Source organism: Mucilaginibacter sp. 21P, assembly GCF_019331605.1.
Classification (GTDB): domain Bacteria; phylum Bacteroidota; class Bacteroidia; order Sphingobacteriales; family Sphingobacteriaceae; genus Mucilaginibacter; species Mucilaginibacter achroorhodeus.
Window position 1 is genome coordinate 3,926,640 of record NZ_CP063061.1, and the last position, 12,504, is coordinate 3,939,143.

At 40.2% G+C, this 12,504-nt stretch carries 11 protein-coding genes; 1 reads left to right on the forward strand and 10 read right to left on the reverse strand.

Annotation, left to right across the window (positions count from 1 at the left end; genetic code table 11):
- Position 1 precedes the first annotated feature (1 nt).
- The 5 genes from INP83_RS17470 to INP83_RS17490 all read right to left on the reverse strand — a co-directional run bounded on the left by INP83_RS17470 (position 2) and on the right by INP83_RS17490 (position 7,716).
- Positions 2-1,699, reverse strand: coding sequence for a hypothetical protein (locus tag INP83_RS17470; protein ID WP_219125282.1), 1,698 nt, complete (start codon positions 1,697-1,699; stop codon positions 2-4).
- 33 nt (positions 1,700-1,732) lie between these two features.
- Positions 1,733-3,259, reverse strand: coding sequence for a hypothetical protein (locus INP83_RS17475; RefSeq protein WP_219125283.1), 1,527 nt, complete (start codon positions 3,257-3,259; stop codon positions 1,733-1,735).
- Between the two features lie 42 nt (positions 3,260-3,301).
- The gene (locus INP83_RS17480; protein WP_146270195.1) at positions 3,302-5,659 is read right to left on the reverse strand and encodes a tyrosine-protein kinase; all 2,358 of its coding nucleotides are present in this window, start codon (positions 5,657-5,659) and stop codon (positions 3,302-3,304) included.
- A gap of 10 nt (positions 5,660-5,669) precedes the next feature.
- Positions 5,670-6,401, reverse strand: coding sequence for a polysaccharide biosynthesis/export family protein (locus INP83_RS17485; protein WP_146270197.1), 732 nt, complete (start codon positions 6,399-6,401; stop codon positions 5,670-5,672).
- A 388-nt stretch (positions 6,402-6,789) separates the two neighbouring features.
- Complete coding sequence (locus INP83_RS17490) at positions 6,790-7,716, reverse strand: GDP-L-fucose synthase (protein WP_219125284.1); 927 nt, start codon at positions 7,714-7,716, stop codon at positions 6,790-6,792.
- Between the two features lie 564 nt (positions 7,717-8,280).
- On the opposite strand from INP83_RS17490, the gene INP83_RS17495 reads away from it, so the two are divergent.
- A complete protein-coding gene (locus INP83_RS17495) occupies positions 8,281-8,688 on the forward strand; it encodes a helix-turn-helix domain-containing protein (RefSeq protein ID WP_146270201.1) in 408 nt (135 codons plus the stop codon).
- A gap of 12 nt (positions 8,689-8,700) precedes the next feature.
- Here the strand turns inward: INP83_RS17495 and INP83_RS17500 are convergent, their stop codons facing one another.
- The 5 genes from INP83_RS17500 to INP83_RS17520 form a co-directional block, all read right to left on the reverse strand.
- On the reverse strand, positions 8,701-9,939 hold the full coding sequence (locus INP83_RS17500; RefSeq protein ID WP_219125285.1) for a glycoside hydrolase family 55 protein: 1,239 nt from the start codon (positions 9,937-9,939) through the stop codon (positions 8,701-8,703).
- Positions 9,940-10,054: 115 nt separating this feature from the next.
- On the reverse strand, positions 10,055-10,558 hold the full coding sequence (locus INP83_RS17505) for a DUF892 family protein (RefSeq protein WP_146270205.1): 504 nt from the start codon (positions 10,556-10,558) through the stop codon (positions 10,055-10,057).
- Positions 10,559-10,568: 10 nt separating this feature from the next.
- Complete coding sequence (locus tag INP83_RS17510) at positions 10,569-11,159, reverse strand: serine O-acetyltransferase (protein ID WP_304610777.1); 591 nt, start codon at positions 11,157-11,159, stop codon at positions 10,569-10,571.
- An 11-nt stretch (positions 11,160-11,170) separates the two neighbouring features.
- Entirely contained in the window at positions 11,171-11,950 is a 780-nt protein-coding gene (locus INP83_RS17515) for a DUF5672 family protein (RefSeq protein WP_219125287.1), read from the reverse strand.
- Positions 11,951-11,974: 24 nt separating this feature from the next.
- Positions 11,975-12,448 (reverse strand): hypothetical protein, encoded by a 474-nt coding sequence (locus INP83_RS17520; protein ID WP_219125288.1) that lies wholly within the window; start codon positions 12,446-12,448, stop codon positions 11,975-11,977.
- Positions 12,449-12,504: the final 56 nt, after the last annotated feature.

Here is a 12,504-nt window from a genome sequence, read left to right on the forward strand (position 1 = left end):
ACTAAAAATTTAAAGAAATGGGCGGGTGAGTCTTACTGTTGTTGTCAATCATGTCCAACTGCCTTCGGGTTAACGCTTTTGGCTTTGGACTTAGGATATTAAAAACCTTTGTAAGGTGGTAAACAACAAGATAAAGCACCACCAATTGCAGAAAATCGCGTATCAAAAATGTAGCTGTGGCTGTTGCGCTCTCCGCTGGCAAAAACCTAAAAATAGAGTCGAGCAACAACATCCCGCATAAACTAAAACTCAGTTTTGTAGTTGATGAGCCTAGTCTGCTCCCGGGAATGATCTGTTTAGTAAAAAGCAAGTCGAACAAGTAAAATACCGGCATTATACCTATACCTAAAATAGCCAGGTACCACCACCCAAATGTTGCCATACCGATACCTGCCATGCTGCCAGTACGATATCCGCCCAGAGAGGCTTTAGGCCCGCCAGCCCGGTAGTATAAATAATCGCCTATGGAAACGCCGCGGAGCATTTTCTTATCCACATTTATCTTAAGGACATCAAGCAATGGCTGAGGTAAAATAGACAACACATAATCGATATTGAACTTACGCATCAACGGATCCTGCCGGCCTATTCGCTTTGCCTCTATGAGGCTGGCATCATTAAACTTAATATTTGAGAAACGCGCCAAAAAAATATTATTCAAATAATTCTCATCCCAATCCGGCTTGCCGGTTATATCAGATTGGCGGTACTGTTCAATGGTTCTTTTATCCTGATAAGCTTCAAAAGTGAGGCTTATCAATCTGTCATATGGTATATCCATACGCTGCCCGCGCACCAGCACCATGGCTGTTCCTATGTCTGCTATGGGGCCCGTAAATAATAAATAAGCCCCCAATGCTATTACCGCATTTTTAACAGTAAGAAACTTTGCTTTGTAAACACCCAGCAGTAATCCCATAAAATAAGAGAAACCTACCGACGTGAAACCTATCATAAAACCGCCTCTGCTGTTACGCCCTATACTTACCAGGAACAATAAGATGGTAAAGCCTACAAGGTATGCGATAAGCATTTTGGGCAATGGTTGTTTACTGCCGTACAGCCCGGTAAAAGGTATAAAGAATGGTGCGTATGAAAACGGCATTAAAGATTGAATAGCCTTATCACTTGCAGAGCCGGTAACTTCCCACCCTATATTGGGCGAATACAAATACACGTAAAAAGTAGCCCCTATGCCTAATAAACCCATTATCCATAACTGTATATGGGTGGGCGGTGTATACAAGCCAGCTTTGGCCAGCAATGATCGTTCGCGTTTGTGAAGCGTATATGGCAATTGCCTGTATAAATAGTGTGCAATTACCAAAACGGCGAACGTAAGCGTAGAGTGAAGAAATACCTGGTACGGCAGTACAAGGTTAAATACAACAGGCTTCCATTCAGCAAGGGTAAACAGCAGCGGGAAGTAAAACTGTGTTAAAGTAAAGCCTAAGATAAGGAAAGTTGAAAGCGGGTAATCTTTTATCATCCCTATTTTAAGGAACACCGTTTTGGTATAGTACCAGGTAGCCAGCACACAAACAACCGCAACAGCATTTGGCAGTGTGGTGAATACAAAAACTTGCAAAACCGAAGTGAGCACCAATACCCACCACGACCACTTTTGAAGACTTTCGATAAAGCTATACTGGTCACCAGGAAGTGAGATACTGCCGCCCTGTGAGATATTTAAATTCATAAAATAAATGAAGTGTCTGGTTTGAGAGATATGTTACTTCCTGAATGCCTGTATATTACTAAACATAGCCTTTGCGCGGTAACGGGCGAACGAAGGCATGCTTCTCCAGTAATCGTACCCGTTCAAAAGCATCATTGCAAGAATTATTGGCAACAGTATAAAACGGCTGCTTTCAAATAGAATAATGAGTGCCATTCCAACTGCTGCTATCAAAACAGCACGGGTAGCAATTACAGATGCCCGCTTTGGCCACATAAGGCCGTTGTATTTCAACCAGCTTTTAGCTGTGCTGATGTAGCCAACTGTTGTTGCAATCTCTGCAGCAAGCAATATGATGCCCGCACCGGTTAAACCTGCATAGGGCACCATCAATACCATACCTGCTACTACAATAACAGCGGCAACAGCAGATATTTTCAACTGCACTTTTAAAAGATTATTTCCCGTAACTATAGCGATGGCGGGCTGTGCAATGGCATATACCAGAACGCTTAATGATAAAATTGCAAACAACAGGGGATCGAAAATAACTTTGCCCCTCGTCCACATATTGAAGAGCGGTTTGATAAACGTTTGCAACGCAACTACTGCAGGCGCCATCAGCGCAATTATTACCACCCATATAGTACCCAGCGCAATTTCGCTGCGTTCTTGCTCGCGTTTGTTTAAAAAATGCATCAGCTCCGGCAACATAGGGTTTGATATACTGTGCAAGCCCTGCATAGCAAAATTAGCTCCCGTGCGTATAGTTGAAAATGCTACAAGGTTAGCAGCACCGGTTAACGGGGCCAGTATTACCCTTACTCCTACATTTCTTAAATTCTCAAGCATATTTTTGGCTGATACATTTATGGAATGAATAAAATTTCGCCACCCTAATGGTATTGATCCTTTACTAAACACTACTCTTTGCCGATGAATAAGAATAAAGAGATCTATGTATTGAATGGTATAAATAACGCTGCCGGCAACAGTCATTGCTACTGCTGCCTGCCAAAAGCTTGCACCATATAAAACAGCAACAGCCGGCGCAATCGCATTAACAGCCATTGTAGCTGCTGTCCACCAGGCTACACGGGGGTAATAGCCAAATACCGGCAAAGCACGTGTTATAACTCCTAAGCCGCTGTAAAAAACACACCAGGCAATACTTTGCATAATAATTACTATGCCTGCCGTGTGTATAAGCGACGGACTAAGGCCTTTTATCTCATTAAGTATAAGGCCAAACAGGCTGGTCTTAATTAAGAGTATGATCAGAATTACTTCTAAAACGCCTACTCCTAACCCTACCCATACTCCAGACCATAAGTAAAGGCCTATCTTTTTGGGGTTTGCTTTGCCAATACGCAGAAATTCAAAACTGAGGAAACTGTGATGGCCTATGTCAATGGTGGTGAGCAAGGTTGAAAGGGCTTGTATCGCTAACCATAAACCATAAGTTTTTATATCCCAGGATGAGAGATAAACCGGTACTAAAAGCACTTGCGTAAATACGGTTATCAAAATCTGCGACCATGAGGCTAAACTTCCGTTAATTAAGCGCCTGGCTATAGACATAGTTATTTAATAAATACTGATGAGTAATAGATAGGGTGATACTTAAAACCTGGCGGCAAAATCTGTAAATACCGATTGTGGCTCTTCTTTGCTTTTTTTGTCGGCATAGTAATCCCAATCCATTGAGTATCCAAAACGCTCGTCCATTTCTACGCTGTTGAAAACGATCTGCATATTCCTGAGCTTGTTTGACTGGTACACCTCTTCTATATATTCCAGCTCTGCTTTATTAGTGTAATTATGCCTTACAATGTACAGGCATACATCGCACAGCGGGGCCAGTATAGCGGTATCAGTCACCAGGCGCATTGGCGGCGAATCTATCAGGATGTTATCATAATCAAATTTCAATGTATTGATTATTAACTCCATTCGTTCGCTTTCAAGCAGTTCTGATGGGTTATCTGGTATAGCACCTGATTTTATCAGCATCAGATCCGGGTGGATACCTGATGGTTGTATAATTTCTTCAATTGAAGCTTTTCCTTGCAGGTATTCGCTCATGCCCGGCCGGGTATTGCTGATATTGAATAACTTTGAGATCTTGGGCCTGCGCAGATCTAACTCTATCAGGATGGTACGCTTACCGGATACAGCAAGAGATGCGCCCGTGTTACTGGCCACAAAACTTTTACCCTCTCCGGCCTTACTTGATGTAAAAAGTGTAACCCTTGCTTTTGCCGATGGGTTGGTTGCCTGCAAAAGGTTTGTACGCAGCAGCCTCAGCTGTTCGCCTATGGCATAATGTCCCTTGTTTAAAACCACCAGGTTACTTTTATCTCTTGATCTTAAAAGCTCGCAAATTATTGGTGCAGATGTTTTTAGCTCTATTTCATGTTTTGTAAGGATGCGGTTTTTGAACGCTTTGCGTGTAGAAATAAATGCAGCGGGCATAATTAAACCACATAGCAACGCTATAGCTACGGGGAACTTTGCAGAAGAAACCGGCAACTCGTAATACGCATCTTCCACTGTGCGTGCATCATTTAATGTTGATGCGTAGCTTAAGGCAATTTCTTCGCGTTTCTGTAAAAGGTATACATACAGATTTTCTTTGATCCCCTGCTGGCGTTTAACGCTCACATACTGGCGCTCATGCCCGGGTATACTTTTTATTGACGATTCGAAATTTGAGTTATTGGACTCTAATTGACGCTTTGTGGCAATAAGCGAAGATTTGATACTGGAGATCTTATTTTTTATAGCTTCCCTTGTGCTTTTTATCTGGCTTACAACCGGGTCAAAAATCGGGTTCTCAGCAGGTGTGGTGGCCAGCATACGTGTCATCTTCAATTCCAGACCTGCTAATTGGTCTACCAAGCTAACAAGCCCGGGATCAGCAATGCCGATTGTAGCAGGTGCCGAAGTGTGCGATGCTGAATTGACAAACGCTTCTGTCTCGCGTATCACGTTAAGCTGAATGTTTACCTCGTTTAACTTAACATCATTAGACTGTATGTTGTTTAAATACAGCTGCGATTGTGATGATATATCTGTTAATCCGATACTGCTTTTATAATCTTCAACTGTTTTTTCGGCACCTGATAATTCATTGGTCAGTAATGATAGCCTGTCGTCAATAAACTTAAGCGTACGGGCGGTTTCCTGATTTTTAAAATCAATATTGGAATATTTGTAAGCACCGATAAGATGGTTCAGTATTAGTGTGCCTCTCGCAGCTACCTGGTCATTCATCTGAATATCAACCAGCGGGGCGTTCCTGTCTAATATTACATTTAAAGCTTTTTGATAACGGGTTATTGCGGCTTCGGTATCCTGTACATTTATACGCAGGGTTTTGCCTATGTAACCATTTAAATCAGCCCCACTGTTCAACTGCCAACGGCCAAACTTATTCACAAGCGGTTCATTGAACGGAAGCCTCACCGTTTTGCCACCATCTTGTTTTAGCTCAAAATATTTGTTATTTATAATGGTTAGGTCCAGCACTTTGGTCTTGTCGCCTAACTTTAGCGGGCTGTTAATTTTAAAAGTTACCGGGACTGTGTTATAAACATCGCGATAAGTAAGATGATAGGGCACCTGGTAATTAATTTCCAATTGCAGTTCATTAACTACTCTGCGTATCAAAGGTCTTGATTTTATAATAGCTACTTCGCTTTCAGCCAACTTGGGAGATTGCAAAATATCCAATTTTTCAAGCGCTGTTTTAGTCTCTGTCTGGTCTTTTCCGGCATCGTTAATGGCTATTTTTGCCATTATCAGATACTGCGGCACATTATTCTGGATATAAAAGTAAGCTCCTGTTAAACATAGCGCTACGCTTATCAAAAACAAGGGCCAATGGTAAGAGTAAGTACTCCAAATCCTTTTTACATTCTGCGAGTTGTTGTTGCTTGCAGATTCTTTATACAAATATTGTTGATCTTGCATTTTCATCTTCGTGGTTTTAATTTCTTAAAACATTAGCCAGTACTATTGCCACAATTGACAGGCCCGATAACAATAAGCTAAGTGTACGATATCCCCTGTCAACTTCGGCAAATTTTGTTTTATCGGGTTGTACATACAAAATATCGTTATTGCGCAGGTAATAACTATCTGCCCGTAAAGTGCTTGTTTTGGTGAGGTCGATATTGATGTAAGACCGCTTGCCCTCAACCTCTCTTATTAGTAATACATTGGTTCGCAGGGCGGTGATATTCAGATCGCCGGCAAGGCTGAGTGCATCTAATACGCTTACTTTGGAGTTGGCTATTTTGAACACATCAGGCCGTAAAACATCGCCCAATACCGATATTTTAAAATTGGTGATCTTAACGTTCACCGTTGGGTTTCTTAGATATTTGCTAAGTGATGTTTTAAGCTTTGTTTGAAGATCATCTGCCGTTGAGCCGGCCACCAAAACCTCGCCTAATAAAGGCAATTGTATAGTGCCACGCTGACTTACCTGGTATTCGGCTTTGCCGGTTGAGTCTTGCCAGGCGCTTGCGTTAGCACTGGTTACATTTACGCTGAGAATATCCTGCGGTTGAATAATAAGCGGCGAATAGTTTGTGATCTCTTCCTGCGGAGAAGGCGATCTTTTTACATCCTGAAAGTAAGGTACGTTTTTGTAAGAACTGCAGGACGATAACCAAACCATAACTGCTATGGCCTGAAAAAATAGACTTTTTTTCATTAGTAAGTGATTGATTAAATTTATTTGGATTAAGGCAACAGCAATAAACTATGCCGAGGAATGCGGATTGCAGGCGATTGGCCAAAGCTTCGCCATTTGTCTTACAACGCCGTTATTATGTTTATTAAATTCGCCCCTATCAGGAGATTAATTTTAATTTCCCTGGCGTTTAATACCTTAAATTTAATCACAAAAAATGGTTTAAACAGTAGTTTTAGATTGTGGGTACTATATTGAGTAAAAAGAGAAATACTGTGAACAGATTGCCTGGCAGGATTTTGAATTAGTTTCAACTTTTTGTTAGAACTTGTTTTTATCAATTAATTCATCTTAAATTAAACCTTGATCAAATCTTAAATAAGGCTTAATTTATACAGCCAGGAGGTTTTCATAGCGCACCAAAAAAATCCAAATATGCTTTTTCTAACCCTTCGGTAAGGTCCGTTTTCGCTGTCCATCCCATTTGCGTTAATTTTGAAACATCAAGTACTTTACGTGGCGTACCATCAGGCTTAGAGAGGTCGTTCTCTATACCGCCTTCATAGCCGACAACGTTTTTAACCAAATGTGCAAGTTCTGCAATGCTTTCCTCCTTACCTGTTCCTATGTTTACTGCCTCAGCCCCATTGTAGTTTTGCATCAGAAAATAGCAGGCATCGGCCATATCATCCACGTATAAAAACTCGCGTTTAGGAGAGCCAGTACCCCACATGGTAATAAATGGCAACTGCTGCATTTTGGCTTCATGAAAACGGCGGATAAGGGCTGGCAACACATGAGAATTTTGCGGATGGTAGTTGTCATTGATGCCATACAAACTGGCAGGTAAAGCGCAAATAAAGTTACATTGGTATTGATGCCTGTAGGCCTGGCACATTCTTATCCCGGCAAGTTTGGCAATCGCATAAGGCTCATTAGTTGGTTCCAATGCCCCCGTAAGCAGGCTGTCCTCCTGTAAAGGTTGTGGTGCCATTTTTGGATAAATACAACTTGAACCCAGAAACAACAACTTGCTAACACCTGTTTTACAGGCATAGTGTATAAGGTTGTTCTGTATCTGTAAATTATGATACAAAAAATCGGCTTTATAAGTATTGTTGGCCATTATTCCCCCTACTTTGGCCGCCGCCACAAAAACGTATTCTATTTGTTGCTCTTCAAAAAAAAGGGCAACCTTTTGCTGATCTCTCAGATCGAGCTGTGCCGATGTGCGGACGACTATATTGGTATAACCTTCCTTATGCAGCTTCCGCAAAATTGCAGAGCCTACCATACCGGTATGGCCGGCCACATATATTTTTGACGACTTTTCCATTTTAGTACTCGTTTTGGTGAATTATTATAAAACCAGACTCTTACAGTATTTTGTTAAATAGAAATAATTAAAGGTCACCCTTGCCTTTCTTAAGCCAAACTATCATGTTGTCGCCGCGGTTACATTCACACTGCACAAGATAATACGGCTTGCATTTTAGAAACTGGTGTCGAAGTTTTTGGCCGTATGGATAGTTGAATAAAGGATATTGAAAAAATAAAAGTCATACAAAGGTCATCTATCGCAACCTTAATAGGCCATCTGACGATTATTTAATGTTTTTATAAGTTAAAAAAAAATTCGCAAAATTTAATAATAGGTTAATTTTAAATAATAGGATAAATTTATACATAGGTAGTTATATAAATTCGGAGTAAAAACAAATTAACTCTTAATTACAAAAAATCCCAATCAGTAGTTATAAGTCTTTCATTACTATCGATTTAAATAAAAACCGCGGTAAACAATTTATCGTAAAATCGATTATCTTTATTATAAATACCCTAACCCGAATCACTGCTTAGCTGGCCTTAAAGACAAAAGCCGAGCCTTCATCTTATAAATATGGAAATAGACGTACACTACGGTCAAATTGTAGAAAAAATTGTAAGGCGCAATAGTTATAGTATAACTGAACTTGCTGCCCTTACTAAAGTAAACCGCCGATCAGTCTATAACTGGTTTAATCAAAAACGTTTAAGCCCGGGAATCATCTACAAGATTGGGATAGCTTTAGATTACGATTTTTCGATAGAGATGCCAGAGCTTTTTTCTTCTGATGATTTTAAAAAGCGATCACACGATGATAAACCGCCGCCATTATTTTATAACGGGTTGGCAAACCGTGATGATGATATCATTTGGAAAAACAAGTACATTGATCTGTTAGAAGAGTTTCAGGCATTATTAGCATTACAGCTTAAAACTGCCCAGGAGGATAAGGATAGGAAAATGCAGACCATAGTAGAATAAAGCGTTGCCAGTCTACTTTTGAACCATACCTGCCTTATCATCCATCATATCTGAGCGGACACCCTTTACAAGGCGACCCACACCGCGCAGGTAAACACTCCATTTGGTTTTATTCAAATTCACCTGGTAAAATTTATTTTTAAGCGCTGCAATGCTGCCGCCATCAATAATAATTGTACCAATGGCTTTTCCTTCCCCCCCACCAAAAGCCCTTATCATTTTTTCGGTATAGGGGGTTTGATTACCAATATTGCAGCCATCAATTTTCAGAGAACAAGGCATATCCAGAAAAAACAAACAGCCGTTCATCAGGTCAGATGTTTCCGCTGGGTTGTAATTGCTTATTTCAATACTTCTGAAGATAATAGCCGGTGCAACATTGCCATTATGCACCACCAGCATATGTTTGCCAAGTTCAAAACGGCCTCCGTTTATTAAATATGTTTGCGCGTTTGATATTTCAAACTCGAGGTTATTGTGTGATGTTCCGGTACCATAAAAGTAAAATGCACCGTTACCCGTGTTCTTAGTGTCTGTTGACGTATTGCTAAAAAACTTGTCGAGATACGCGCCAAAACAAGTGTTTAAAACATTATTTAGAGAATTTGGGCCTTCGTTATGCCAGCCAATTTGCCCATTTATTACTTTGCCATAGTTGCCATATACAGAACAGTTATTCCAATTTATGATACTGATATCAGCACCACCACCAGATACTGCACCCATGCGCCAGCCCCGCTGCCCTATACCCTTACCCAAGCTTACATGACATGTTGTAAAATTAATATTCGAGGTGGAATGAGCAGTTCCATCAGTATCCAGATCAATACCGACAATATTTGGAGCGTTTAACAACTTTATTTTCACACCTTTCCATGTAGAAAAACGAAGCCCTACGATACGCAGGCATGCGCCTGTTGAGCCTCCGTACAAAAATATATTGTCCCCATTAGCCTCTACATCCAGCCTAAACTCATTAGAGCCGGCTGGAGGCACAATGCTTATAGTTCTGGTAATTTTGTAAGTTTTTGCAGGGATTACAACTTTTAGCTTTTTTAATATCGCGCTGCTAAACATGCTTTGAATAGCACGTGTGTCATCTTTTATTCCATCTCCGGCAGCGCCGTAATCTTCAGGTGAAACATATTGGGCAGCGGTTTTGGGATTGTTTACGTTAACTGCCTTCACCTGCTGCACAAATCCCGTCAGCACAAATAACGTTGTTAACGCTTTTGCTGAAAACCCTAACATAAAAGCAGTTTTTTATAAACGGCAGCAAGTACCATGCAACCGTTTAATTCCTGAAATAAACTGATCATTATTTTTATAAAGAACTTGATACTCATTGTCAAAATACGTTCGCAGATCAAACGTTTATCATTTTTCCCATAATGGATAAGAGCAGCACACGATCTTCTTTCGCTTCATCAAAACTCTCGCGAAGCATAGCCCTTACCGCTTTTAACTTAAGCCTGGTTGCTATTAATTGCAAAACCTGAAACGCTGCTATTTCCATATTTTCGATACTTTGCATGTAAAAAAGAATATTCAGGTCCCTTATCTGTGTATCAATACTGTTTTTTTGAATCTTGTAAAATGCTTCCTCGGCCATATTAACAAATGCATCACATGCACCCATGTCGGGGTCACGTTCTATAATAATGTAGATAGCCTCAATTCGCATTATCTGGTTTCTGATATCGTACACATTCTCATCGATAGCAGCCTTTAAATCGTTAAAGTTTGCACTATCAGATACTTCTGAAAAACGCTCAACAAAGTGAGTTTTGGCCAGGTAAACTATATCGAGATAATCAACAAAAACCGACAGGAGTTTCTCCTGGCTTATACTGCTTAGGCGTGTTATCATATAATGTCAATTATGCACTTGTGTACAAACCGTTGTTCAACATTTCACCTTGTTTTTCAACAAGTTGGATCCGCTTAAAATTTGTAGGATTTACCTTGCCAATTATGGTTTTACCTACAATTTTTAAAGGATTACCATATGCAATGGAATTAGATGGAATTGACTTAGTTACTACAGTGCCTGCGCCAATGGTTACGTTGTTGCCGATTGATATGCCGCCTGTTATTACACAGTTTGCGCCAATATTAACGTGGTTACCAATTACGGGCGAATTTATATGGGCGCCCTTGTTACCTATAGTTGTACCCTGGCGGACCGATACATGGTTTCCTAACTTAGTTGCACTATCTATCACAACTTTGCTGCCATGTGCTAAATTAAAGCCGACACCAATTTCGGTTTCGCTGGGAATATCAATATCCCAAAACCAAACTATTAATAACTGATATATTGCGAGCACCGGAAAGCCTAATAACCTCGCCAATAAATATTTACGCGTTTTTACAGAATGAGCTACTCTAAACATTACAACCGCTATCGTGGCTTTTCTGCTGCAACTATTTATTTTAATATCAAGTTTTATGGTGTCTAACAATCGCATAATCAATAATATTAAACTGTGTAACCGTATTCTCTTATACATGGCAGCCAAAACTCACGATTGTGTTGTATCCAGCCATGAATACCAAATGGTAGTGTTGCACTTTTTTTATTGCTGAAAGGAAGTTCGCTTTCGATAAAATCCTCATATGCGGCACCAAACCAACGCGCCATTTCTAATGGTGCTATGGTAAATGACGGTGAAAGTTTAGGAAAATGCTGTGTAAAAAACAGATCGTCGTAAAATGGATTCTTGCGAAGCTTCCGTATAAAATGATATAGATCAATATATATTTTAAACTTCAAAGTGATGTTGTAATAGGTATTCACTTTTTTTAAACCGAAACCTCCATTGCCAAAATACTCGGGCCGGGTAAAGCCCGTTAGTTTTCTGATGGTTGTGTTTTTAAAATTGAATACAGGGTTGTAAATCACAGAGCCTATATAATCGTACCCCTTGGCGCACCATTTCTCCAATTGATCGGTAAATACGAAGGCATCTAAATGGCATATAAGTATGAACTGAAAGGGTAAAAAACGCTTGTAAAAGACAGGGCTGCTTTGTAGAACACTAAATTGCTCGTACCCTTTCCAGGCAAACCTTTCAAATACTATCTCGCCTTTACCCGCGCAAAAATTTTCATACCAATTAACATTAAGATCAACCGGTGTCATGAATGTTATAGGATATTTACCAAGAATTTTTAGCGTTTGTGCCAATGAAACTTGTTCAAGCGCTGTGGGCTTCTCCATATAAATTGGTATTACTACGGTTACCAACTGCTTGATCATGATTAACGGATATTGATATGAAAATTAATGACTGTTTTGCACCAGGCTGTAGCGATATCGTCTTCCGTCCTTGATCGTGGCCAACAAGTTTTTAGATTTCAGATCAGACAATACAGTAGAAAGATGCTTGATCAGCGGTTCTAATTGCAACTCGGGCTGTAGCAACATTAAATGGCTGGCTATTTCATCTTTAACGCCTGCATTTATCTTACTAAGTACAAAAGCTATTTTTAAACTCAATGACAATTGCGGCCTGTAACTTTCCGGTATAACAAGTGGTTTATATCTTCCCGGAGTCTTGGCTACCTGCCTTTGATGCCCGATTGCAAGCAGTTCTGACGAAAGCCCCTCAAGCATGCTGCTGGTTGCCTCCATACTCTCGAGATAGTTATCATTAATGGCAGATATTATTTCTTTTATGCGATGTATCTCGCGGACGTGATACGTTATCTTGTTTTCTAAAAAACCGAGGACGTCTTTTTCCGTAACATGGGTCATACTTAATTGGATTAGCAAAATTTAATGAGGGGGCATTATGAAACTGTCATTTAAAG